General features: G+C 57.5%; 27 protein-coding genes. 11 read left to right on the top strand and 16 right to left on the bottom strand.

The genetic code is table 11. The features are described 5' to 3' along the window. Positions 1-2 precede the first annotated feature (2 nt). From fliJ to fliR, 9 genes are all read left to right on the top strand, one after another. A complete protein-coding gene (gene fliJ, locus ACLPGZ_RS02435) occupies positions 3-452 on the top strand; it encodes a flagellar export protein FliJ (protein WP_239055302.1) in 450 nt (149 codons plus the stop codon). Positions 453-464: 12 nt separating this feature from the next. Beyond that, positions 465-1,811, top strand: a complete 1,347-nt coding sequence (locus tag ACLPGZ_RS02430) for a flagellar hook-length control protein FliK (protein WP_239055301.1) — start codon at positions 465-467, stop codon at positions 1,809-1,811. Positions 1,812-2,023: 212 nt separating this feature from the next. After that, entirely contained in the window at positions 2,024-2,509 is a 486-nt protein-coding gene (locus tag ACLPGZ_RS02425) for a flagellar basal body-associated FliL family protein (protein ID WP_239055300.1), read from the top strand. Next, positions 2,510-3,517 (top strand): flagellar motor switch protein FliM, encoded by a 1,008-nt coding sequence (fliM, locus tag ACLPGZ_RS02420; RefSeq protein ID WP_239055299.1) that lies wholly within the window; start codon positions 2,510-2,512, stop codon positions 3,515-3,517. Further along, positions 3,514-4,017: a flagellar motor switch protein FliN gene (gene fliN, locus ACLPGZ_RS02415; protein ID WP_045931731.1), complete on the top strand. Its 504-nt coding sequence runs from the start codon at positions 3,514-3,516 to the stop codon at positions 4,015-4,017. Before fliM ends, fliN begins: the two co-directional genes overlap by 4 nt. 30 nt (positions 4,018-4,047) lie before the next feature. After that, positions 4,048-4,323 (top strand): flagellar biosynthetic protein FliO, encoded by a 276-nt coding sequence (gene fliO / locus ACLPGZ_RS02410; protein WP_153229564.1) that lies wholly within the window; start codon positions 4,048-4,050, stop codon positions 4,321-4,323. Positions 4,324-4,330: 7 nt separating this feature from the next. Further along, a complete protein-coding gene (gene fliP / locus ACLPGZ_RS02405; protein WP_239055298.1) occupies positions 4,331-5,098 on the top strand; it encodes a flagellar type III secretion system pore protein FliP in 768 nt (255 codons plus the stop codon). 9 nt (positions 5,099-5,107) lie between these two features. Then, positions 5,108-5,377, top strand: a complete 270-nt coding sequence (gene fliQ, locus ACLPGZ_RS02400) for a flagellar biosynthesis protein FliQ (protein ID WP_003804652.1) — start codon at positions 5,108-5,110, stop codon at positions 5,375-5,377. 95 nt (positions 5,378-5,472) lie between these two features. Further along, positions 5,473-6,258: a flagellar biosynthetic protein FliR gene (gene fliR / locus ACLPGZ_RS02395; protein WP_239055297.1), complete on the top strand. Its 786-nt coding sequence runs from the start codon at positions 5,473-5,475 to the stop codon at positions 6,256-6,258. On the opposite strand, the gene ACLPGZ_RS02390 is transcribed toward fliR, so the two are convergent. From ACLPGZ_RS02390 to flgB, 16 genes are all read right to left on the bottom strand, one after another. Further along, complete coding sequence (locus ACLPGZ_RS02390; protein ID WP_239055296.1) at positions 6,255-6,944, bottom strand: 3'-5' exonuclease; 690 nt, start codon at positions 6,942-6,944, stop codon at positions 6,255-6,257. The two genes, fliR and ACLPGZ_RS02390, sit on opposite strands and share 4 nt — an antisense overlap. Next, positions 6,941-8,851 carry a DUF294 nucleotidyltransferase-like domain-containing protein gene (locus ACLPGZ_RS02385; RefSeq protein WP_239055295.1) on the bottom strand — a complete coding sequence of 637 codons (1,911 nt, stop codon included), beginning with the start codon at positions 8,849-8,851 and terminating at the stop codon, positions 6,941-6,943. Before ACLPGZ_RS02385 ends, ACLPGZ_RS02390 begins: the two co-directional genes overlap by 4 nt. Before the next feature lie 119 nt (positions 8,852-8,970). Further along, positions 8,971-10,677 carry a methyl-accepting chemotaxis protein gene (locus ACLPGZ_RS02380; RefSeq protein ID WP_239055294.1) on the bottom strand — a complete coding sequence of 569 codons (1,707 nt, stop codon included), beginning with the start codon at positions 10,675-10,677 and terminating at the stop codon, positions 8,971-8,973. 21 nt (positions 10,678-10,698) lie between these two features. Continuing rightward, positions 10,699-11,136, bottom strand: coding sequence for a hypothetical protein (locus ACLPGZ_RS02375; RefSeq protein WP_042487528.1), 438 nt, complete (start codon positions 11,134-11,136; stop codon positions 10,699-10,701). Continuing rightward, complete coding sequence (locus ACLPGZ_RS02370; protein WP_275424328.1) at positions 11,136-12,575, bottom strand: methyl-accepting chemotaxis protein; 1,440 nt, start codon at positions 12,573-12,575, stop codon at positions 11,136-11,138. Before ACLPGZ_RS02370 ends, ACLPGZ_RS02375 begins: the two co-directional genes overlap by 1 nt. Before the next feature lie 67 nt (positions 12,576-12,642). Next, on the bottom strand, positions 12,643-13,860 hold the full coding sequence (gene flgL / locus ACLPGZ_RS02365; protein ID WP_239055293.1) for a flagellar hook-associated protein FlgL: 1,218 nt from the start codon (positions 13,858-13,860) through the stop codon (positions 12,643-12,645). Positions 13,861-13,895: 35 nt separating this feature from the next. Next, on the bottom strand, positions 13,896-15,611 hold the full coding sequence (gene flgK / locus ACLPGZ_RS02360; protein WP_239055292.1) for a flagellar hook-associated protein FlgK: 1,716 nt from the start codon (positions 15,609-15,611) through the stop codon (positions 13,896-13,898). A 105-nt stretch (positions 15,612-15,716) separates the two neighbouring features. After that, positions 15,717-16,682 carry a flagellar assembly peptidoglycan hydrolase FlgJ gene (flgJ, locus tag ACLPGZ_RS02355; protein ID WP_239055291.1) on the bottom strand — a complete coding sequence of 322 codons (966 nt, stop codon included), beginning with the start codon at positions 16,680-16,682 and terminating at the stop codon, positions 15,717-15,719. Continuing rightward, entirely contained in the window at positions 16,682-17,812 is a 1,131-nt protein-coding gene (locus ACLPGZ_RS02350) for a flagellar basal body P-ring protein FlgI (RefSeq protein ID WP_009458108.1), read from the bottom strand. Before ACLPGZ_RS02350 ends, flgJ begins: the two co-directional genes overlap by 1 nt. 26 nt (positions 17,813-17,838) lie before the next feature. Beyond that, complete coding sequence (locus tag ACLPGZ_RS02345; protein WP_026484557.1) at positions 17,839-18,525, bottom strand: flagellar basal body L-ring protein FlgH; 687 nt, start codon at positions 18,523-18,525, stop codon at positions 17,839-17,841. Between the two features lie 19 nt (positions 18,526-18,544). Beyond that, positions 18,545-19,330, bottom strand: a complete 786-nt coding sequence (gene flgG / locus ACLPGZ_RS02340; RefSeq protein WP_021446824.1) for a flagellar basal-body rod protein FlgG — start codon at positions 19,328-19,330, stop codon at positions 18,545-18,547. Between the two features lie 44 nt (positions 19,331-19,374). After that, a complete protein-coding gene (gene flgF / locus ACLPGZ_RS02335) occupies positions 19,375-20,124 on the bottom strand; it encodes a flagellar basal-body rod protein FlgF (protein WP_239055290.1) in 750 nt (249 codons plus the stop codon). An 8-nt stretch (positions 20,125-20,132) separates the two neighbouring features. Further along, positions 20,133-21,593, bottom strand: coding sequence for a flagellar hook protein FlgE (locus ACLPGZ_RS02330; RefSeq protein WP_429640971.1), 1,461 nt, complete (start codon positions 21,591-21,593; stop codon positions 20,133-20,135). A gap of 54 nt (positions 21,594-21,647) precedes the next feature. Beyond that, positions 21,648-22,340: a flagellar hook capping FlgD N-terminal domain-containing protein gene (locus ACLPGZ_RS02325; RefSeq protein ID WP_239055288.1), complete on the bottom strand. Its 693-nt coding sequence runs from the start codon at positions 22,338-22,340 to the stop codon at positions 21,648-21,650. Positions 22,341-22,362: 22 nt separating this feature from the next. Continuing rightward, a complete protein-coding gene (gene flgC / locus ACLPGZ_RS02320; RefSeq protein ID WP_009458120.1) occupies positions 22,363-22,767 on the bottom strand; it encodes a flagellar basal body rod protein FlgC in 405 nt (134 codons plus the stop codon). 12 nt (positions 22,768-22,779) lie between these two features. Beyond that, on the bottom strand, positions 22,780-23,196 hold the full coding sequence (gene flgB, locus ACLPGZ_RS02315; RefSeq protein WP_115634908.1) for a flagellar basal body rod protein FlgB: 417 nt from the start codon (positions 23,194-23,196) through the stop codon (positions 22,780-22,782). Between the two features lie 175 nt (positions 23,197-23,371). Between flgB and flgA the strand changes: the two genes are divergently transcribed. Together flgA and flgM are read left to right on the top strand one after the other, a co-directional pair. After that, positions 23,372-24,076, top strand: a complete 705-nt coding sequence (flgA, locus tag ACLPGZ_RS02310; RefSeq protein ID WP_239055287.1) for a flagellar basal body P-ring formation chaperone FlgA — start codon at positions 23,372-23,374, stop codon at positions 24,074-24,076. Positions 24,077-24,160: 84 nt separating this feature from the next. Next, positions 24,161-24,451 (top strand): flagellar biosynthesis anti-sigma factor FlgM, encoded by a 291-nt coding sequence (gene flgM / locus ACLPGZ_RS02305; protein WP_021446826.1) that lies wholly within the window; start codon positions 24,161-24,163, stop codon positions 24,449-24,451. Positions 24,452-24,460: the final 9 nt, after the last annotated feature.

The following is a 24,460-nucleotide window of genomic DNA, read 5'->3' as shown; positions in this document are numbered from 1 at the left end:
CCATGAAAGCCAACGCCTCTTTACATACGCTGGTCGATCTCAGTCAGAACAATGTGGACGATGCGGCCCGCCATCTGCAGGAGCTACGCACAGAACGCGATGCGGCCCAGTCGCAGCTGGAAATGTTGCAGACCTATCGCCAGGACTACGCCCAGCGCCTGCTGGATGTGGGCCAAACCGGGGTAACCATGGCGAACTACCACAATTTCCGGCGCTTTATCGTGACATTGGACCAGGCCATTTCCCAGCAAAATAGTGTCATCCAAGCGCTGGAAGAGAAAATGGAAGAGGGACGCCAGGTCTGGTATGGCCATCAGCAACGCCTGAAAGCGTATGAAACCTTGATCGACCGCCGTCTCCAGACCCAGCAAGTCCAGCAACAAAGAATGGAACAACGTAACAGCGATGAAATCGCTGCTCGTCTCTTTACCCGTAGCCAGACCGCCTATTAAACAAGCGCCGCCATGACTTCGCCCACTCTTTCGGTTTTACCTGCGGTCCCTGCCGCAACCTCGGCCCCCACCACCAACACGGCCGGGCCTGCGGCTGCGCATGCGCCCAAAGACGAAGGCTTTGCCCAGCACCTGCAAACACAACAGCAGCAGGTGCAAAACAAAGGGGCTGGCAAGACACCAGCAGCCGCCAAGCAGGACAGCGCCAAAACCCAGACTCCCGCCGACAGCTCCAAGCTGGCTGATGCCGAGGCCGAACAGGCCGACGCCAGCGAACTGGACATCCTGACCCAGGACCCCGCCCTGCTGATTGCCCATCAGACCGATCTGGAACTTGACACCGACGCCCCGGCCGATAGCGGCCTGCCGGCCATGGCCTTGTCGATTCTGTCGCAAGTACAGGCCATCAAGAGCATCAAGGCCGATCCCAAAGGAGTACAAACCGATAGCAAACTGCCGCTGAGCACCGCCAACACACGCCAGAATCTGACCGTCGACCTAAGCAGCCGTCAAGCTCAGACATCGCCATTGAAAGCCGTTGAAGCAGAAGCCGAGCTTGATCTGAACGCTGAACTGGTCTTGCCTAAAGCCCTTGAAACCAGCAATCCGCTGGCTGCCACCGCCACCCGCAAACCGGCGAGCAATGCTGCACAAGTACTGAACAACAACCCGCTAGGCACCAACATCCCCGTAAATACGGCTTCGTCCCAAACACGTTTGATGGATGAGGCGTCGGCGTCCTTGGCTAGCTTTGGCCGACAAATGGCTGAAGATGCCCGTGCTGGCGTGAATCAGAACCTGCCCGCTCTGGATGCCTCCCTGCTAGCCCAACTTGGCGCCGCACCTAACGCAGTCCAGGCCAACAGCCCGACCGCCTTGCCCAGCCCCATGACGTTGGCCATTGCCACGCCGGTCCAATCCCCCGAGTGGGGTGCCGCTATGGGTCGTCAAATGATTACCTTGGCCCAACAGGCTCAAGGCGGCATTCAAAGCGCCGATATTCGCCTGGACCCGCCCGAACTGGGCCCCTTGCGCATTACCTTGCAAATGCAGGACGGCATGGCCCACGCCATGATCACCTCGCCCCACGCCCAAGTCCGCCACACCCTGGAGCAGTCCTTGCAGCAACTGCAACAGCAGTTTGCTGAAAGTGGCCTGACTTTGGGACAGGCTGATGTAGGCGACCAACACGCCTCGCATCAAGCCTTTCACGAGCAACTGGCCGCCAAGGGCAATCAAGGCGATCAAGCCACCTTCAGCCTGAACGGCCTGGCGTCCACTGAGGAGACCGGCCCCCTGGTGAACAGCAGCGCCACCCGCTCGCTGAACCCCGACGCGCTGGTTGATACCTTCGCCTGATTCACAGTCCCACAGACAGCCCGGCAAAAAGCATGATTAAGCTCGAAAAGCAGCGTCTATTCGCCGGGCCTGTCCTGTCTGACCTCCGGCACAATAGCTCAGGCATGCAGTCAGGCTCAGGCCCGACATGCGTTTGTCTGTTTGTAATACGCTAGAAAATACATCGCTCACATCACATGGCCCGAAAAGCACCCACCAAACTTGCACGCCTGATGAAAACCGGTCTGCTGGTTCTGTTTATTATCGCCGCTAGCGTGGGCGCAACGCTGTACTACTCCCTGCAACAAAGCAGCACGCCTGCCTGGTTGGCCTGGGCAGAAAAAAGCCAGTCGGTTGAAGCGGCCCCTGCCCCGGACGAACCGTCGGTGGTCAAGGTCAATGCCAAACCCATTTTTGCGCCGCTGGACCCCTTTACCGTCACCCTGAACGAGAATGGCCGCTCGCGCATCTTGTACGTAGGCATCACCTTGCGCGTCCAGGACGATGGTTCACGTTCCATGCTGGTGGAGTACATGCCCATGGTACGCGATCGCGTGCTCAAAATTCTGGCTGAACAGCGCCCCACCTACATCCAGACTTCCGAAGGGCGTCAAGCCCTGGTTGCACAGCTGAGCGCCGGCCTGAAAGAGCCCTACGCGCTCAACACCGCTGTACCGAACATCAATGATGTCCTGTTCACCGCCTTTGTCATCCAATAAATGTCGTATCAGAGCTTCCTATCCCAAGACGAAGTCGATGCACTGCTGGCCGGTGTTACCGGCGAAGGCGCTGACACCAAGCCCTTGAACGAAAACCTGACTGGCGTACGGGCCTATGACCTGACCTCGCCAGACCGGGTAGTGCGTCATCGCATGCAGACCCTGGAGCTGATCAACGAGCGCTTTGCCCGTCGTTTGCGCTCGACCATGCTCAGTTTCATGCGCCGCAACGCAGACATTACCGTCGGCTCCATTCGTATTCAGAAGTACTCGGATTTCGAACGCAACCTGCCCGTGCCCAGCAACCTGAACATGGTTGCCTTAAAGCCCTTGCGCGGCGTGTCGCTGTTTACCTTCGACCCGAACCTGGTCTTCCTGATTATCGACAGCCTGTTTGGTGGCCATGGCCGCTACAACACCCGCGTCGAAGGCCGGGACTTCACCACGACCGAGCAGCGCATCATCCAGCGTTTGCTGACCCTGACCCTGGAGAGCTACTGCGGCGCCTGGGAGTCCATCTACCCGCTGGAAGCGGAGTACATGCGCTCGGAGATGCATACCAAGTTTGCCAGCATCAGCAGCAGCAACGACATCGTGGTGGTGACCTCTTTCAATATTGAATTTGGTGCCCAGGGCGGCAATCTGAATATCTGCCTGCCCTACTCCATGATCGAGCCGCTGCGCGATCTGCTGACCCGCCCCTTGCAGGACAAAGGCACCAACGATATTGACCAGCGCTGGACCCAGCAATTGTCACGACAAGTGCGCAGCGCCGAAGTCGAACTGATTGCCAACTTCGTCAATATAGACATGACCATTGCCGAGCTGACCCAGTTAAAGGCCAATGATGTCTTGCCGATTGAAATTCCCACTCTTATTGAAGCCCACGTGGATGGCGTACCGGTTCTGGAATGCCACTACGGCACCTCCGGTGGCCGCTATTCCTTGCGGGTAGAAAAAATCTTGGCCACCAACGACAGCGATTTGACTAAAGGTAAGTCCCTATGAGCGACCCTCACAACCCTAACGACCGGTCTGCACCCGAGGACGACTGGGCAGCCGCGATGGCTGAGCAACAAGCTGGCAGCCAAAGCAGCACCCAAGCCCAGGGACTGGAACAGCCCTTGGAGGATGACTGGGCCTCGGCACTGGCCGAGCAAAGCGCAGCCGCGCCTGTGCACGAACCCAGCCCAGCCAGCAATCTGTTCCCGCCCATGGAACACGCCCAGGCGAACGCCACCACCGATATCGACATGATTATGGACATCCCGGTCCAGTTGTCGGTGGAGCTGGGCCGCACACGTCTGACCATCAAGAACATTCTGCAACTGGGCCAGGGCTCGGTAGTGGAACTGGACGGTCTGGCCGGTGAGCCGCTGGATATTTACGTGAACGGCTACCTGATCGCCCAAGGCGAAGTGGTTGTGGTGGACGATAAATACGGTATTCGCGTCACCGACATCGTGACCCCATCAGACCGTATCCAGCGCCTGAACGGCCGCCGCTAAAACATGGAACAAGCCCAGCTCGTCAGAATCATGCTTAGCCTGCTGCTGGTTGTAGGCCTGATTCTGGCAGCAGCCTGGGTCGCCCGCCGAGGCGGGCTGCTGAAAAACAAAAACCAGCAACGCATCAAGATTCTGGACAATCAACGCCTGGGGCCACGCAGCAGCGTAGCCTTGATCCAGATTGATGACCGCGAAATTCTGATTGGCATCACCCCTCAGCAGATCAGCCTGCTGCACACCACGACGCCTGCTGGCTCCGAGCCGGACTTCCAGGCCCATCTGGACCAGCACCGTGCGCCCCGCTGACCGCACCATGACCGCACTCCTCTCTTCCGCCCAACGCATCGGCCTGATGCTGCTTCTGGCTCTGATCAGCCTGCTCCTGCCTTCCGAAGCCTGGGCCCAAGCTGTTCCGGCCATTACCAGCACGGCAGGTCCAAACGGCTCGCAAACCTGGTCACTCAGCATCCAGACGCTGGCCATGCTGACCATGATGTCCTTCCTGCCTGCAGCCTTGCTGATGATGACCGGCTTTACCCGCGTCATCATTGTGCTCGGTCTGCTGCGCAATGCCATGGGAACAGGCACGGCACCGCCCAACACCGTGCTGGTGGGTCTGGCCCTGTTTCTGACTTTCTTTGTGATGTCGCCGGTGTTTGATCAGGTGTATCAGGACGCCTACAAGCCCTTGTCGGAAAACAAGATCAGCTTTGAAACCGCGCTGGAGCAAGGCGCCCAGCCCCTGAAAACCTTCATGCTGCACCAGACCCGTGAAGCGGACTTGAAGCTGTTTGGCGATATGGCGGGCGTGGCAGAACTGGAATCTCCGGAAGATGTCCCCTTGCGCGTATTGGTGCCGGCTTTTGTGACCAGTGAGTTGAAAACCGCCTTCCAGATCGGCTTTACGATTTTTATCCCTTTTCTGATCATTGACCTGGTGATTGCCAGCGTTCTGATGTCCCTGGGGATGATGATGGTCCCACCCGTGACCATCTCGCTGCCCTTCAAGCTCATGCTGTTTGTGCTGGCCGATGGCTGGCATCTGCTGCTGGGTTCCCTGGCTCGCAGCTTCTACCAATAAAGGACTGCCATGACTCCCGAAACCGTCATGTCCATGACCTATACCGCCCTGAAACTGGCCCTGTCCATGGCCGGTCCCATGTTGATCGTGGTGCTGGTAGTCGGTCTGGGCATCAGTATTTTCCAGGCAGCCACCCAGATCAATGAGATGACGCTATCTTTCATCCCCAAGCTGCTGGCCATGGGCATTACGGTAGTGCTGCTGGGCCCCTGGTTGATCAACAATATGGTCGACTACATGCAGGGCCTGTTACGTGGCATTCCCGGGCTGGTCAACTAAGACCGACCAGCGCGACAAGGAGCCTTCCGTGAGTACGCAAATCCGTGACTGGCAAAGTGCAATGCCTTGCCCACTGAACAGGCCCTAGGCTTGCCGTGCTCGACCTGAACTCCGCCCAGCTCTATGCCTGGCTCAACGCCTTTCTGTGGCCCTTCATCCGTATTCTGGCCACCCTGGCCACGGTCCCCTTTTTCAGCGAATCGGCCATCCCCAAGCGGGCCAAAGTGGGTCTGGGTTTTGTCCTGACCCTGATTGTCGCGCCCTCGCTACCGCCTCTACCCGATCTGCCTACGGCCTCTTACGAGGCCCTGCTGATTGCGGCGCAACAAGTGTTCATCGGGGTCGCGCTGGGCCTGACCATGCGCATCGTGTTTGCAGCGGTGCAGACAGCGGGCGAATTTATCGGGCTGCAAATGGGCTTGTCTTTTGCCTCATTTTTTGACCCCGCTACTGGCGCGAATACCGCCGTGCTATCGCGGCTGCTGAACGTGATTGCGGTGCTGACCTTTCTGGCCCTGAACGGCCATCTGCTCTTGCTGGGCGTGCTGGTACGCACATTCCATGTGCTGCCCATCGGTGCAGACCTGAACATCAATGGCTGGGGTGCCTTGCTGGATTGGAGCAGCGAATTGTGGGTGTCTGGCATGTTGCTGGCCCTACCGCTGATTATTGTGCTGCTGACCATTAACTTGGCCTTCGGGATATTGAACCGTACCGCCCAGCAATTGACGATTTTTGCCGTGGGTTTTCCGATCACCCTGACCATAGGCCTGACCTTGCTAACCGTAGTCGTCCCTCAAACCACGCCCTTCCTGACCCAGCTATTCAACTCCGGCTACGAAGCCATGATGCGGGTCGCTCTGGGGCTGGCGGGTTCTTAAAACGCGTGCGCCTGCCGCTGCTTGTGCGACTGCATCAAGCGCCGGGCCTGCCCTATGGTCAGGATGCCTTTTTGCTTGGCGCGCCCAATCAATAACTGCATCAACTGTGCACTGACCAGGGCGTCGCCCAAAGCATCATGGCGGTCGCTTACTGGCAGACCACAGTACTTCAGGCAATCGTCCAGGCCCAAGCGACGCCCCCGCCAGTCCGGCAATACACAGGCCGCCAGCTCGGCCAGATCCAGGGCCAAAGGCCGAGACTGCTCCAGCCCGGCCTGTGGCCAGGCACGATCCAGAAACGCCAAATCAAAATCGGCATCCCAGGCTACCCATACCGTATTTTCTGAATAGCGAGCAAAGTCCCGCATCAGCTGTGGCAAGGGTTCGCCCTCTTCTTGTTGCTGCGGGCTGATCTCATGAATCAATAAGCTATCGGGGCTACGCTCGCCATGGGTACGAACCAGACCGGACCAGATATTGCCCAGGGCAATCGAGCCGTTTTCCAGCCGTACTGCTCCCATCTGCACAATATGGTGGCGCTTAGGCTCCAGACCGCTGGTTTCCAGATCCAGCACGGTAAACGCCGCTTCGTCCAAGACCTGCTCATCCACCCCGCTCCAGGACAAGGAGGGGCTGCGTGCAGCGAAAGAGGCTCGACGCCAAGGTAACCAGGAAAGCAGTTTCATAAGCGATACCGGAAAGCCAGAATACGTTGGGCACGACGCACTTGTGACAAGGCCTCACGCAAGACACGCGCATCCAGAGCACCCAAACCACTCAAGCGCACCAGATTGTTGGGCTCCTGCCCTTCTTGAAGCTGGGTTTGATGATGCTGCAAGCGCAACAATTGCAGATAGCGATAGGCTTCGCACAAGCCTTCTGATTCCTCGGCCGTAAAGACGCCGCGCTGGGTCAGCACCGCCAGCCTGTCCATGGAGGACGGCAGCTCGCAACCGTGCGCCAGCGCCAGCACACGCAGCACATCAACCATAGGAGCCAAGGCTTGTTTCTTGATATCCAGCTTGTCATCACCCTGCCCCATCAAGGCCTCCAGGCGGCTACGCTTTTTACCACTGGGAATACGGGTCTGACAGGTACTTTGAGCCAGCATGCGCTGGAACACAGGGTTATCGTTCACCATGCCCAGTACCCGACGCTGCATGCGTTGCAGCATACTGCTCTGGCCCCAGATGGCGCGGCAATCGAAGTAAATCGTGGACTCCAGCAATTGCTCGGGCGCAGGCCGTTCAATCATGATCTGGAAGCGATGCAGCCATTCGGCTTCAGACAGGCATAGATCAGGATTACTGGCCATGATATTGCCGGTACACCAGACCATCCCGCAGCGGTCCAGGGCCTCGTTCACCCGACGGGCAAAAGGCAAGAGCAAGGCGCGATGGGCTTGGGCCTGTTCGGGCGAATGGGCGGCAAACAAAATGCCATTGTCCTGATCGGTATGACGGGTTTGCTCACCACGAGCCTGGCTGCCAAAGGCCAGCCAGCAAAACTCGATGCCATCCAGCCCGGAGCCGGGCAAGGTCAATTCAATCGTGCGCTGAACCGTGTGATCGTTCAAACGCGTAATCACCGCAGTCAGTTGTTCAGAACGCGCACCGTGGGCCAGCATGGCATCCACCAACCGACCAATATCGGACTGCAGACGCACCAACACAGACACGTCCTGGGCACAGCGCAAGGCACGCGACAAATGCACCAGATCCACGCGCTGCAAGGAGAACACATCGCGCTCGGACACCATGCCGACAACTTTATGGTCTTGAACCAGGCAGATATGGCCGATCTGATGCTCTACCATCAGCAAAGCCGCATCAAAGGCCGAGGATTGCGGCGCCAGCCAGACCGGGTCCGGTGTCATGACTTGAGACATGGCCTGGGTCGGATCGTACTGACCACCTGCCACCAAACGGCGCAAGTCTCGCAAGGTAAAGATGCCCAGCAGGTGCTGGTCCGGATTGACGACCACCATGCTGCTGACCTGACGCTCGTGCATGTCTTTGACCGCCTGCTCGACCGGGCAATCCGGCAAGCAGCTGAGCAAACCGCGCTCCGTCAGGGCTTGCAGACTCATGTCCAGCGTATAGCTGGCGCCCAGGTCGGCACTGGCGCTTTGCTGAGCACTGCGCCAGACCGAGGCTAACAAGCTGCTGGCACCACGCAGGCAGTAATCCCGAAAAGGCTCGCTAATGGTCAGTAGATGGGCAACGGCTTCACCAGCCACACACAAGGTAAAGCAGTCTTCCTGCACCTGGTACGCGCTGTCCAGAGCCTGACCCGAGACCAGTTCACGCACGGGCAGCAGGTCTCCTTCCACATACTCGTGAGTTTCACCGTGCTCCTGGCTGGAGAGTTGGCCTTGGCGAACAATGTAGAGCTGGTCAACACGCGCGCCTTCTTCCAGCAGCACCTGTCCGGCTGAAAAAAACCGTAGCTCGCTATGCTCGATCAGGTAATCGCAATGCTGCGCCTGCATCTGATCAAAAGGCGGGTAAGCAATCAACCAGGCCAAGATACCGGGCGCCTTCTGGCGCACCGCCGTCTTGGCCACGGATTCACCGGGAATCGCGAAGGACATGGGCGTCTCTGCTGGCTATAGGCAAAGAATTATTGTGCCATGCAGCATGACCCTCGCGGACCCTGTTTTTCTAGGGGATTTCAACTATAGGCATGCGCCTGTTTTTCCCCTCAACTCGCTTAACGCAAACGCTCGTAGTCACGCTCGGCCATGTCGATGACATCGCCTTCCTGAACTTTGAACTGGGAGACCGCCCCGGCCAGGGTCTCGGATTGAGACTGCAAGGAGCCTGCTGCTGCAGCGGCTTCTTCCACCAACGAGGCGTTTTGCTGCACCACAGCATCCATTTGAGCCACAGCGGTATTGATCTGTTCGATACCCGCCGTTTGCTCTTGGGAGGCCGAGGAAATCTCGCTCATCAGAGTGGTCACGCTATTTACGGCACGCACCACTTCCTGAATAATGTCGCCCGCGCTGGCCACTTGCTGTGTACCGGTCTGAACTTCGTTTTGCGAGGCTTCAATCAGGCCCTTGATTTCCTTGGCCGCTTGCGCGCTGCGTTGTGCCAGACTGCGCACTTCGCCCGCTACCACCGCAAAGCCCTTGCCCTGCTCACCAGCACGGGCGGCTTCCACGGCGGCGTTCAAAGCCAGAATATTGGTTTGGAAGGCAATGCCGTCAATCACATTGACGATGTCCGCCACCTGTCCGGAACGGGCAGAAATCTGGTTCATGGTGTTGACTACGGCACCAACTGACTCCCCACCCTGGCGCGCAACCTTGGCAGCGTTCTGAGCCAACTGGTCTGCCTGATGGGCGTTATCCGCGTTCTGGCGCACGGTGCTGGCCAGCTCTTCCAGACTGGCCGCCGTTTCCTGCAAGGCCGCCGCTTGTTGTTCGGTACGGGAACTCAAATCGGTATTGCCTGCAAAAATCTGCGAGGAACCCGAAGCAATCTCGTCCACACCTTGACGCACGGTCAGCACAATGCCTTGCAAGCTTTGCTGCATGCGGCGCATGGCGTCATACAAAACACCGACTTCATTGGCCGAACGGTAGGTAATTTTCTTGGTCAGATCACCATTGGCAATGTGGTCAAAGTGCACGCCCGCTTCACGCAAGGGTGCCAGGGCGGTACGGCCCAGCACCAGACGCAGCGCCACAATAATGGCCAGGCCAACCAGCAAGCCCAAACCAATCGCACTATTGGCTACGCTGGTTTGCAGTTCGGACTGGTCCAGCAGCAAATTGGTCTGATCGCTGTAGAACTTGCTCAGCTCTTCAATACGGAACTGGAAGGTAGCGGCGCGCAGCACCCCAAAACCTTCACTGACAAAGTAAAAAGTACTGTAGTCGCGCGTCTCCAGCGCCTGCACCATGGGTTCGATGCCATCATCCAGATACGCCTGATAGGAAGCGACCAGACCCATGGCCAGTCGGCGCAGCTCCGGTTCGGTAGGCATATTGGCACGGATATCCGCAAAAGCCTTGCGTACCTCATCCAGTTTCTGGTTAGCCATAATCACCAGATTGTCTGCGCTTTGCAGCGTATTGGCGTCGTTATCGATGCCGGCTTCCTGATAAAAACGGGCCGCGCTCATCAAGCCAAGACGCGCTTCCATCATATTGTTACTGAGTTGCAGAACCTGTACGGCACGATCGCTTTGGCGATTAATGGTGCGCAAGGCATCGCCGCTTTGCTGCAGGAAATACGCTGCCAGACCACCGACAGCCACAATCAACACCATGAACAAGCCCATGCAGATCATCAGCATGGTGCTGATCTTCAGGCCTGAAGCGGCTTTTAAACTTGGGCGAAAAGATTTGGAAGAACGACGTTTAGATGCGCGGGACGCGGACGGAAGACTGCTTTCAATACCCAGCATTTGCTAAATCCAAAGAAAACTCTAGTGGCTGACCGGCAAGATGGTGATCATGTCCGTGCCAGGGTGCTCAATCGTGACCGAGCCAGGGGTGGCGCTACGCGCCTGCTCGCGATACATGGAAGGAATATGACTGCGTTTGACCACTTGCTGGAAACGCCCCTGGGCATCGAATTGAAGCCACAGTTCCTGTCGAAAATAGACCGCATCCGTTGCCAGGGTTGTGCCCTGGAACCACACGGCCATTTCACTGCCATCAAGCTGTCGGTAGACCTGATGAGGGCGACCTTGCAAAGACAGCTCGGCATCGGCACGAGTACTTTGGCCCAGGACCAGATCGTTCAAACCCGAAGCCTTGAAGGAGGAACCCTGGGTGGCGCACGCCGCCAGGGTTAACAAACACAAGCCTATCAGTGTCTTACGCCCCAGCCCGACCCAGGTACTTAGTCGGGGAAAAGACATTAAAACTCCTCCCAATCATCATCCGAGGACGCCGCGTTTTGCTTGCCACTCAGGTCGGGGCGCAACAGGAGCTGGCTATCATCCTGAGCCGCTGCCGACGCTTTGGCCGGCGCGGCTGCCCTGGCGGTCGCCGGCGCAGACAGGCCCTTGGTCGCCGCGCCAGCCGGTTTACTGGCTGCCGCACTGCTCTTTAACGATGGGCTGCGACGCTGCTCGGACTCGGAAGTGGAGGCATTGACGCTGCGGCGGTTGGCCACCCGGCGAGCGCTGACATCAATGACTTCAGTACCGGGCGAACGGAAGAAGGCGATGGCCTGATTGACCTTGGTCACCTGCTCGCTCAGGCCGGAAGAAGCCAGGGCAGCTTGCTCCACCAGACGGGCGTTGTACTGCGTGGTTTCATCCATTTGGGAGACAGCTCGGTTCACCTGATCAATCCCGGAGGACTGCTCAATCGTGGCCGCCGTAATCTCGCCCATGATGTCGGTTACACGGCGCACGGAATCCACAATTTCCTGCATGGTGGCGCCGGCACGTTCCACTTGTGAGGAACCTTCCGTCACTTTACGCACCGAATCTTCGATCAAGGCAGTAATTTCACGCGCAGCCTGGGCGCTACGCTGAGCCAAGGCTCGCACTTCAGCGGCCACCACTGCAAAACCCTTGCCCTGCTCACCGGCACGTGCGGCTTCCACAGCCGCATTCAGCGCCAGAATATTGGTCTGAAAAGCAATGCTGTCGATCACGCCCACAATGTCGGAAATCTTGTTGGAGCTGGCCGAAATGCCTTGCATGGTTGCAACCACTTCATTGACGGCACTGCCACCACGATGAGCCACATCCGATGCGGTCGCAGCCAACTGATTGGCTTGCTGAGCGTTGTCCGCGTTCTGGCGAACGGTGCCGGCCAACTGTTCCATGCTGGCAGCGGTCTGCTGCAAGGAAGCGGCCTGCTCTTCGGTACGGCTGCTGATATTGGTATTGCCCTGGGCAATTTCCTGCGCACCGGCGTGGATCTCTTCCAGACCCAGACGTACCGTCGTGGTGGTCTTGACCAGGGATTCCTGCATGCGACCCAGCGACTCGAACAGATCACCGATTTCATTGGCGGTCAGCACGCGAATACGTTGAGTCAGATCGCCTTTGGCAATTGCATCAAAGTACGCAGCAAAGTCGCCCAAGGGACGCACCACACGGCGGAAGAAGTAGCTGATCGCGGCCAGGCCCAGCAGCACGGCCAGCACCAGCACAACGGTCAGGACGATATTGAACGTGCTCTGCTGCTCTTGCAGGGTGCGCAAGACTTTGTCGCCCGAACCCAGGGCCAGCAGGCCATGAAAGTAATACAGTGCCCAACCTGCCATGGCCACTGTCAATGCCATCAGAGCAGCAATACAAAAGGTCATGCCGACCTTTAGACTCAAATTCTTAAAAAGCATAGAAGATTCCCGCACGTGGTGCTTGACTGCCGGTTAAGGAAAAACCACCCAAAAAAGGAACGCAGACTTAGCGATTCAGATTGAACAAGCTCATGCTCTGAATCGTCTGAAACGCCATGGCCGACATTTCCAGCGCGGCCTTGCGCAACTCCAGATCCGTGGAAGCCTGAAAAATATTCAGATCTTCCAGACGCGAGAGCTCATTGGTGTAGTTCAGGGCACGAGCCGCGCCGTTGGCGCTCAAGGCATCAATCTCGTTCATGCGCGTACCCACCGAGGAAATCACGGTCTGGACGTTATCGAAGTTTTCTCCGATACGTTGCATGGCCGAGTTCATCGCGTTGCGGAACTCTGCCTGCCCAGCGGGATCGCCACTGACCGGCTTGCGCAGGACCTCAACCACCGATTGCAAGGTGTTGAACATGTTCATGTCCGCCGAGCTGGTGCTGTCTACCGAGCTGACCTCGAAGCTGTCACCCACGGCAGGCTTGCCTTCGATCTGGACGCTGACGCCACCGGGCAAATTAATGCGCTGACGCTCGTTCTCGTCCAGTACGCCTTGGCTGACAACCGCGCCATTCACTTCGATGTCGTACTCGGTTTCCGAGGTAAAGCGGATGGTGTAATTGGCTTCAGCACCGGCCAAAGAGGAGTTGCCATTGGGCCCACTGACCACAGCCGAACCTGTATTGGCATTGGCCTGTGTGAAATAGGCGGTAGAGCCCGGATTGGCGCGCTCGAAAATGGTGCGGCCATGATCGGCCGAATCCATTTGACGGGTTTGCTCAACCTGAATATCACGGCTATTGGTATCGCCGGTGTAGCTGAACGTATTACCTGTGCGCTCAAATGCCTGTGTCGTGCCTTTGGCGCCAGAGAACAGGTACTGGCCCGAGCCATCCTTGGTATTGGCAAAGCCAAACAGGGTATCCAGAGCACTTTCCATCACCGTGGCCAGTGTGCTGCGGTCCGCATCGGACAAGGTGCCGGTAGAGGCTTCCACCAGACGGGTCTGCACGCCTTGCAACTGCAGGTTAACGGCGTTGAGCAGGTTTTCTTCTTCGCCCAGGGCGCGCATAGCCACTTCACGGTTTTCACCGTAACGCTTGTCCATGGCCTGGGACTGGGCCAGGTTAATGGTCTGAGCCGACGCCAGCGGATCATCCGATGGGGTAATCATGCGCTTTTGCGAGCCCATTTGCTGAAAAACCCGCATCAGATCGGACTGCTGCTTGTTGATCGAAGTCAGGCCCGTCTGAAAGAAAAGAGAAGAACTAATACGCATAGCAAGGTTCCAATTTCAAGACTAAAGAGCCGTACTTAACTACGCAGGCCTAAAAGGGTGTCAAACATCTGGGAGCTGACATCAATCAGGCGGGCAGCGGCCTGATACTGCTCCTGATAACGCTGGAGCATGATGTATTCCTCGTCCTTGTTCACACCGGACAAGGTTTGCTGAGCGGCATAGTTTTGCTCGATCAGCTTTAACTGAGCTTTGGCCGCCGTGCCGTTTTGCTGCGTTTGCACCGCAATACGGTTCACGATCTGACCGAAAGAATCGTTCAGGCTCAAAGAGCCGTCGGCCAGCACTTTGGTATTGCGCAAGTCCGCCAGTTTCTGGGCGATGGCACCGTTAGCCGAACCGGTGTCTTTGTCGGCTGCGGCAATATCCTGTGGGCGCTTGATCTCCACCTGCAAGCTGCTGCCTGCATTGACGGTAGGCTGCAGCAACCAGGAGTCGCCATCCTGAGATTGGGTTTTCAAGCCGGAGACATCAATTTCCAGACCATCCACCCGGGTAATGCCACCGTTCTTGTCCGGACCGTTCAGGGGGGTGACGTCATTGCTGCTCAGGTTACGCAGCTGGAAGCGGCCATCCACGCGCTCGATGCGGTAGTTATCGCCCGTCAGCTTGTCGACTGGCTGGGTGTAGCCCTTACTGGGATCAGCCGGATCAACGGGGTCTTTGTAGAAAGACACGCCAGGAATACCGCTACTGGCCGGGTTATTGCCGTTGGCAATCACTTTCGGGCCGCTGACGCTGAACATGTCTTTGCCAGCCTCACCCTTCAGGTCCACTCCTTGACGGTGAATGTCGTTCACCGTGTGGGCCAGACCCACAGCCAAACGACCCAGCGCATTGATGGCCGGTTCCAGGCTTTCCTGACGGAACTGCAACAGGCCACCCAAGGTGCCGCCCTTAATAGTGCCCTCGCGGAACTCGGACACCACCATCTTGCCGTCCACATTCAGTGCGGAGGTAAAGCCCACCACCATACGCTCGGGGTTCTCAGCCGAACGCACGGCGTGCAAGGGGTAAATACTTTCGCCACCCAGCAGCATCTGGCCGCCGGCCGTGGTGATGCTCATCCGACCATCCTGCTCGACGGTACGCACATCAATCAGCTGACCCAGCTCGGCCACCAGTTGTTCACGCTGGTCCAGCAAGTCATTGGGTTCGTGGCCGGGCGTGGTGCCTTTGGCAGCAACGATCTGTTTGTTGACGTTATCAATCCGTTCCAGATAGCTGTTGATCTGGGTAACGGTGGTACCCACCTGGGTATTGATGTTCTCGTTGACGCGGTTCATGTAGGACGTCGCGTCACGAATCTGGGTAGCCAGACTTTCAGCACGGCCCAGCAGTTCCTGGCGGGCCGAAGGATCAGCAGGCTGCGATGCCACCGCTTCCAGACCATTGAAAAAGTTTTGCAAGGCGGGACTGACACCGACCGTGCGGTCCGAGAACAGATTGTCCAGCTGGGCAATTTCCGTACCGTAGCTGACCAGAGCCGCACCGGTAGTTTGCGAGCGCACCAACTGCTGATACAGAAAGTTGTCGTAGGAGCGCTGAACGGTAACCACCTGCACGCCACGGCCGTAATAGCCATTGCCGCTTCCTACCGAACCAGCCGTCTCAACCAGAACCGATTGGCGGTTATAGCCAGCGGTATCGATATTATTAATATTGTGGCCCGTCACCTGCATGCGCTTTTGAGCGGCAAACAAGCCGGTAATACCAAGGTTGGCGAGATTCATATCAAATCCTTTCTGTCCTGCCCGGCCCGTAGTGTCCAAGGCGAAAAATGAACATGCTGCTTTTTAACGACCACCTTGGTGCAATATTTAGACCTGCATTAATAATTAAGACTTGCCGCCATCAAAGTAGGCCATGATGGAGATCAGTTTTTTGGCGTAGGAGGGGTCGGTAGCGTAGCCCGCATCCTGAATACGCTGCGCCGCTTCCTGAGGAGAAGCCGCTTGTTTTACGCTTTCATAGCGTTTGTTATTACCGATCAGGCGCGCATAGTCCGCAAACGACTCGGCATAGGAGTCGTAAGCACGGAAGGTCTGCGTCATTTTGCGCGCCACGCCGTTCTGATATTCCGTCGTCATGACTTCCACCGTTTTGCCCTTCCAGGACGGTGTGGCCTTGATACCAAACAGGTTGTGGCTAGTGGAGCCATCTGCGTGCATGATTTCACGCTTGCCCCAACCCGATTCCAACGCCGCTTGGCTCAAGATCAGCTGGGCCGGGACGCCACTGTCCTCGGCTGCCACTTTGGCGGCCGTGTTCATGCGGTCCACAAACTGGCGAATATGATTGGGCGCGCCCTGAATCGACGAGTACACACGCTGCACCGTACTGTTATTGCTGAGCTTGTCGATCAGCTCGGCAATCGATGCTGCATCAATGGAACGGTCATTAGGCATGCGCGAACGCAAATCCGCCCGACGCGAAGAGGCCGCTTCCGGATCATAGGACGCGACACCAAATGGCTCGCTGTTCTGCCCGCTCATCTGGGCCTGCAAGGCTTTGGCCAAACCAATGCCGGGGTCAGCCAACTGCATGGCCAATTGCTCATCACCCAGACTTTGCGCCATGCGCACCGACTGCGTATCAAACAAGCCGCCTTCGGGATTGGCAGCCCGTGCCTGCTTCAAAATATTTTGAATGAACAGGGACTCGAACTGACGCGCCACTTGCAGCTGGGTGGCCTGATTCTGACCGTCCTGCCCGGCTTGCCGACGCAGCTGGGCCAGCTGCTGGGGGTCAAACATCGAAACCTGCGTTCCCGTGCCCGGACGTGGGAAGTACTGCACCGTCATTAGATGATCTCCAAATCGGCCCGCAAAGCGCCCGCGCTTTTCAGGTTCTGCAAGATGGACAACAAGTCTTGAGGGGTGGCACCCAAAGCGTTCAAAGCGCGCACCACATCGGCCAGGTTGGCACTGGTCTTTACGCGTTGCAGGGAGCCGCTATCACTGCGCATTTCAATCTGGGTGCTGTCAGCCACTACGGTCTGACCACCACCAAAAGGAGTATCCGGCTGGCTGACCTGCGGTTGACGGCTGATGACCACGGACAGATTGCCGTAGGCAATGGCGGCTTCATCAATCGTGACCGTGCGGTTCATGACCACCGAGCCGGTACGAGCATTGATCACCACGCGAGCACGTGCCGGTGGCAGATTCACTTGCAGGTTTTCAACATGCGAAATAAAGGCGGTTTGAGCCTGGGGATCCAAGGGACCGCGCACCTGAATCAAGCGACCATCCAGCGCTGTTGCGGTCGAAGGACCAAACTGCTTGTTCAGGGCCGCCACCACGTTCTGGGCTGTACCGAAATCCGAGGAATTCATTTCCAGATTGATCACGCCATCCCGAGCGTAAGTCGTGGGTACGCTTTGCTCGACCGTTGCGCCGCCTGGAATGGTGCCGCCATTGAGCTGGTTGACCTGTACGCTGGAACCACCTGCTTCGGCCCCTGCCCCACCCACCAGCAAGTTGCCTTGGGCAATGGCATAGACCTGACCGTTCGCACCTTTCAAGGGCGTCATCAACAAGGTCCCGCCACGCAAACTCTTGGCATTACCCATGGAGGACACGACCACATCCACGGCCTGACCAGGACGGGCAAAGGCTGGCAGACGAGCCGTCACCATGACAGCCGCCACGTTCTTGAGCTGCATATTGCTGCCCTGGGGAATGGTCACCCCCAACTGGGACAGCATATTGGTCAAGCTTTGCTGGGTGAAAGGAGCCTGACGCACCTGGTCACCGCTGCCATCCAGACCCACGACCAGACCGTAGCCGATCAGCGGGTTGTCTCGCACGCCCTGAATGGATGCCAGATCCTTGATACGCTCGGCCTGACTGACCGGAGCCAGCAACAGGCCCGCCGCCAGCATGGCTGCTTGCAGCACATGGCGACAAGAAGAAAAACGAGTACGACTCATGGAAAACGCCATAGCAAGCAAAAGGCTCAGAACGGAGAAATATTCAGGAAAAAACGCTGTAGCCAACCCATGGTCTGGACTTCGTCCATAACCCCTTTGCTACGAAACTCGATACGGGCATCGGCCACTTGGGTGGAGGACACCGTATTGCTGCCAGTAATGGAGCGTGGGTCCACCACACCAGAAAAGCGGATGTGCTCGCTGCCACGGTTAATGGCGATCTGCTTCTCACCGGCCACCTGCAAATTGCCGTTAGGCAAAACGCCGACCACGGTGGTCGTCAAGGTGCCGCTAAAAGTATTGTCGGCACGGCTGGAACCCTTGCCCTGGGCCTTGTTCGAGCCGCTAACTTCAAAGTTCTGCTTGCTGCCCACCTCGTTAGGCAGGAAGGCTGGAACGCCGGTAAAGTCCAGGCCACCGCTTCCGGTCCGATCCGTATTGGTCGAAACATTCTTGGCCGCGTTGGTACGCTCCTGGATCATGATCGTGACAATGTCACCCACATTACGTGGCCGTCTGTCTTCAAACAGCGGATAGTTGCCGTAAGCCGAGGGCTGGTAGATGGAGCCATTGGCCACTACGGCGGCAGGCACCGCCGGTGGCGGGGCCGCCGTCAGGGGACCGGTTACCACATCTTCAGGGGGCACCAGCGCACAACCGGACAGGACCACAAGCGCACACAAGGCAAGACGGCTCATCAGAGCTTGGAACATTGTCACGATCTCTTTAGATTTACAGCTGTGTCAGGCGAGCCAGCATCTGGTCAGCCGTAGAAACGGCTTTGCTGTTGATTTCGTAGGCGCGCTGGGTGCTGATCATATTGACCAGCTCCTCGGCCACATTAACGTTGGAGGTTTCGTTGTACTTGTGCATGACCAGACCTGCACCGTCCATGCCGGGTTGCAGGAAGTTGGCGGCGCCCGAGGCATCGGTTTCGATGTACAAGTTCTCGCCCATGCTCTGCAGACCAGCCGGGTTCACGAAGGTGCTCAATTGCAATTGGCCCACTTCCACACTCGTACCGGCTGCGCCAGGCTGAGTGACCGACACCGTGCCATCACGGCCAATGGTCAGTTCCAATGCGTTATCGGGGATATTGATGGGAGGCTGAATGGGGTAACCACCAGCGGTAACCAACTGACCATTCTGGTCGCGCTGCAAGCTACCGTCGCGCGTGTAGGCAAACGTGCCGTCTGGCATTTCCACTTGTAGGAAACCGCTACCCTGAATCGCGATATCCATATTGTGGCCCGTGTGCTTCATGTCACCTTGGGTATGAATACGCTCGGTGGCTACGGTGCGCACACCGGTACCAACCTGCAAGCCGGTAGGCAACTGGTTGGCAGCACCGACTTGGGCACCAGGCTGACGAATGGTTTGATACATCAAATCCTCAAACACCGCACGGGTCCGTTTGAAGCCGGTGGTATTCACGTTGGCCAAGTTATTGGAGATAACGTCCATATTGGTCTGCTGGGCTTCCAGACCGGTCTTGGCAATCCACAGAGAGCGAATCATGTGTGTGTAATCCTTGCAGCTAGCGCCTGCGCAATCAGCGCGGCTTAGCCATTAAAAGAAAGTAGGGAGTTGGCCCGATCTTCGCGTGCGCTGGCGTCCTGGATGACCTTCATCTGGGTTTCAAAGCGGCGCGCATTGGCAATCATGGCCACCATCGCTTCAGCCGGGTTCACATTGCTTTTCTCGATAAAGCCCGAAACCATGCGCACTGAAGGATCAGCCGGAGCCGGCGCGCCATTGCTCATGCGAAACAAACCATCCTGACCCCGCAACAAATCTGCGGAGGGTGGATTGACCATCTTCAATTGACCCATCACCTGGATATCGCGCGGATTGTCACCTGCACCCAGCGCGGTCAACTGACCGTCGCTGGAGAACGTGATCGATCCGCGATCCGGGATTTCAATGGCCTGCCCATCGGCGCTAAGCACGGGCAAGCCACCTTGTGTCACCAGCTGGTTCTGGGCGTTGACCACCAGATCGCCTGCCCGTGTATAGGCTTCCTGTCCATCCAGCGCACGGACGGCGAACCAGCCCTCGCCCGCAATGGCCACATCCAGCGCATTGCCGGTCTCGGCCATGGCACCAGACTGAAAACGGCTGCCCGGCGTCACCGTGGCCGTGCCTACGCGGGTTTGCGAACCCACATCGCTCGTGACGGGCACGGAACGGTAATACGCCAGCTGCTGACGAAAACCGGACGTGTTCACGTTGGCCAGATTGTTGGTAATGACGTCTTGTTGCTCCAGCGTGCGCTGGGCGCCATTCATGGCGGTGTAAATCAGGCGATCCATGACAGCTCTTAACGCAGGTTGACCAGGGTTTGCAGAACCTGATCCTGCGTCTTGATGGTCTGGGCATTCGCCTGGTAGGTACGCTGGGCAATAATCATATTGACCAGCTCCTGACCCATATCCACGTTGGAATCTTCCACGGCCTGCCCCTTGATGGTAGCCAGACCGTTCTCGCCAGGACGACCCAGGATAGGCTGGCCCGATGCGCCGGTTTCAGCCCAGGCGTTACCGCCTACGGGGCTCAGACCTTGCAGGTTGCTGAAGTCAGCCAGAACCAGGGAACCCAGACGCTGCGTTACACCGTTGGTGTAGGAAGCCACCATGGTGCCGTCCTTGTCGATGCTCATGCCAGCGTACTCACCCGTGGCGTAACCATCCTGGTAAGGCTTGCCCTTGGCAAACTCGCCACCGAACTGGGTGGTGCCGGTATAACGCACATCAAACACCAGATCATCAGCAGGCGACGCATTGCCACCGGGATTGGCCAGGGTCAGATTGACGGTAGCCGGATTGGGGCTGGTCATCACACCTGCACCGTTAAAGGTCAAGGTCGCGCTAGCAGGCGACAAGGGTGTGCTGCCTTCCATGTAGTACACGTCCCACACACTCTCACCGGCCGCATTGGCGGGGCGCTTGACGAAGTATTGGGAAACCTCGTGGCTGTTACCCAGCGAATCGTAGACAGAGTAGCTGAATGCGTTGCTGTAAGTCGTGGGGTCTTTGGGATCAAACACATTGACCGCAACGGTTTCCATATCTGGTTCCATCGCGGGTTCCATGACTGGATCGCCGTTAGCATCTAACTTGGGCTCCATAACAGGATCACCGTTGGCATCCAACTTGGGTTCCATTACCGGCTCCATCACTGGTTCCATAACGGGATTACCGCTGCCATCCAGAACGGGATTGCCATTGGCATCCAGCTGGGGCTCCAGTTTGGGCTTGAATACCGGATCACCGTTGGCATCCACTTTTTGCTGTGTTTTGGTCGTTGGAATCGCTTCCGCACCGCCGGGCAGATTGGGCTTGAAATCCAGGGCTGTCGTAGCTTTGGGAGGCACGTTGGCCGAAGGCACTTGCAAGCGCTCCAACTGGCTACCACCTGGGCCGTAACCGGTCAGGTAATGACCTTGGGCGTTAACCAGATAGCCTGCCTTGTCCGGATAGAACTGACCATTGCGCGAGAACAGTACAGCGCCGTTGCTTTGCTCCAGACGGAACAAACCGTTTGCACCGTCAATCGCCATGTCGAACTGATTACCCGAGTTGCTGATGTTACCCACAGTGAAACGCTGACTGACGCGCGATACCTGCACACCCAGACCGATACGCGAGTTGGCATACACGTCCGCAAACTGCACTGTCGAGGACTTGTAGCCCACCGTGCCCGAGTTGGCGATGTTATTGCCGATAGAATCCAGGTTTTGGGAGGCGGCGTTCAAGCCACTCAATCCTTGTCCGAAGCTCATGAACTTTCCTTTTAATGTCGTGTTGGCCCAGCCCGCTTTTGGGGCAAGCGGCGCTTACATGATTTTGCGTATATCCAGCAGGGAGAACGAACCCGCCAGGCCAAGATCCAGCATCAAACCGCTGGAGGTATAAGCCACGCTATCGACCTTGCCGTGCGTCAATGGGCTGGCTGTGACGGCGGTGCCATCATTACTGGCCAATACGCTGACGGTGTACGAACCGTCGGCCAGCGGTAAACCATCGTTATCCAGGCCATCCCACTCCAGCGAGTACACGCCCGCGTCTTTGGCACCCAGATCGTATTCACGAACCACTTTGCCGCTGCTGTCCTTGATCTGAACCACGGTCGAGGTCGCTCCACTGACCAGATCGATGCCGTAGGGCATAGCCACTTTTTCGCCATCCTGGCTGGTCCCCAGCGACACTTTCGAGCCCGGCACCAGCACTTGCTTGCCGATCAGATTGGCGGCCTGCATAGACTGGCTGACGTCCATTTGCCCGGCCACAGCCAGCAAGGTGTTATTCAATTGCTGAATCCCCGCCACCGTGGACATTTGCGCCATCTGGGTCGTGACCTGGGCGTTATCCATGGGGTTGAGCGGGTCCTGATTACGCAGCTGCGTAATCAGCATGGTCAGAAAGCGGTCTTCCGTTTCCGCCATGGCGCTTTTGTTGCGGGCATCCACACCAGCCATGGTCCCTGCAGTGGGGTCCAGGGCGGTGCGATCGTTATTGACTGTGCTCATGTTCTATCTTCCGTAAACCGGCTTACTGGCCAATGGTCAAGGTGCGCAACATCAGGTTCTTGGAGGTGTTCACCACTTCCACATTGGCCTGATAGGAGCGCGACGCGGCCAGCATATTGACGGTCTCGGCCACCACATCCACATTGGGCAGAGTCACATAGCCTTGTTCGTCAGCGTAGGGATTGCCGGGGTCATATTGCAAACGGCCGGGCGCATCACTTTCCTGCACGCCCACCACTTGCACGCCACCCACGGGGCTGTTGCCCTGAGGAGTCATTTGAAACACCACTTGGCGGGCCTTGTAGGGCTGGCCATCGGGTCCAACCACGCTATCGGCGTTAGCCAGGTTGCTGGCCGACACGTTCAAGCGCTGCGATTGTGCCGTCAGAGCAGAACCGGCAATCTGGAAAATACTGAAACTGGACATGAAGACTCGCTATTACTGTTGCAAGGCCGCCATCAAGCCTTTCAAGCGCTGGGAAGCCAGGTTGATCGTGCTTTGATAGTGCAAGGTGTTATCGGCAAATTGCATGCGCTCCACATCCATCTCGACCGTGTTGCCGTCCAGAGAAGGTTGTACAGGAACGCGATAGAGCAACTCGTCCGTGCTGGGTGGACGGGTTGCCTGGGCGGGAATATGACGGGTCGAGGTCAAGGACAAACTGGTATTGGGCAATGCCATCTGACCCTGCCCCCCTAAAGCGGCCTTCAAGGTGGCCGTAAAGTCCATATCCCTGGCCTTGTAGTTAGGCGTGTCGGCATTGGCAATATTGGAGGCCAGCACCTCCTGGCGCTCCTGGCGCACAGCCAGGGCCGTCTGGTAAAACTTCAGGTGCTCACCGATGCGATCAATCATGGAGTCAAGCCAATATTCTGTGTTCAAGTTTGAGATCCAGGTGAACGCGCGCACGCCTTTTCACCGCCATAACAGAATGGTAGCCAGAGGCACTGCTTCACAAATCAGGGAACAAAACGCAATTTATCGGCCAGTTCAGCTCTTGACCTGGCGACTGAGTCCGTAAAATTCAGTCATGACCTTATATAGACTCCTGATCTGCGTATGCCTGTTCGCCCTGGGTGCAACAGCGAACGTGCGCGCTCAAGAGAGCGTTCAGGCGCTGAGCGTGCAAGCCATGCAGGACCAGGCGCAGGACTATCTGCTCAAGCTGGCGCAGATGTATCCCGGTATCGCCACGATCACCCTGGACAGCGCGCGCCTGAACGCCATGCCTGCCTGCACCCAGAACCAGATATTTCTGCCCAGCGGTCAACGCCTGCGATCGCGCATGAGTGTTGGCGTGCGCTGCCTGAGCCCACAAAGCTGGAGCACCTCCATCAGCGCCACCTTGTCTATTCAGGGACACTATTACGTCACCAACCGCCGCATCAATCCGGGCGAGACCATCAATCAGGACGATCTGCTTGAGCGCGAGGGGGATTTGCTGGCTCTGGCCAATGGCGTGGTCATTGATCCCAACCAGATCATCGGGTATGTCGCCAGCCAGCGTATTCCTTTGGGCAATGCGATACGGGCTTCGGCTCTACGCGACCCGCAGTCGGTAACACGCGGCCAGATGGTGCGCACCATTGCGCGCGGTATGGGTTTTGTAGCGACCGGCGAGGGCCAGGCGCTGCAAAGCGGCTCACCAGGCACCCAGATTCAGATCAAGGCCAGTTCGGGGCAAGTGATTTCAGCCACGGTACTGGATGCATCCACGGTTCAGGTCGTTCTCTAAACTAAATCGGATGAGCATGCTAAAGTTTGCGTCCAGAGCGCCGTTACAAGATCAACGCAAAGAACAGGCCGCACGGAGAAACACGTGAAGATCAGCCCCTCCCCCCTCAAGACACCCCTTGCTGAAACGTCTGCCGCAGAGCGCAGCACGGCATCCCCTCGTGCGCGCCACGCGTACAACAACAGCAGCAGCACCAACGAAGTGGACTTCAGCGCTGCAGCCCGCCAGCTCAATTCCCTGCAAGACAGCAGTGCCGATGTCGACATGAAAAAAGTCGAGGCCTTGCGCAAGGCCATTGCAGCCGGCGAGCTCAAAATTGACACCAGTCGGATCGCCGACTCCCTGATTGCCTCTGTGCGCGATCTTCTCAAGTAACTCACCTGA

This window comes from Alcaligenes sp. Me129, from assembly GCF_050487245.1.
Classification (GTDB): domain Bacteria; phylum Pseudomonadota; class Gammaproteobacteria; order Burkholderiales; family Burkholderiaceae_B; genus Alcaligenes; species Alcaligenes phenolicus.
This window is presented reverse-complemented; position numbering and strand designations above follow the sequence as displayed.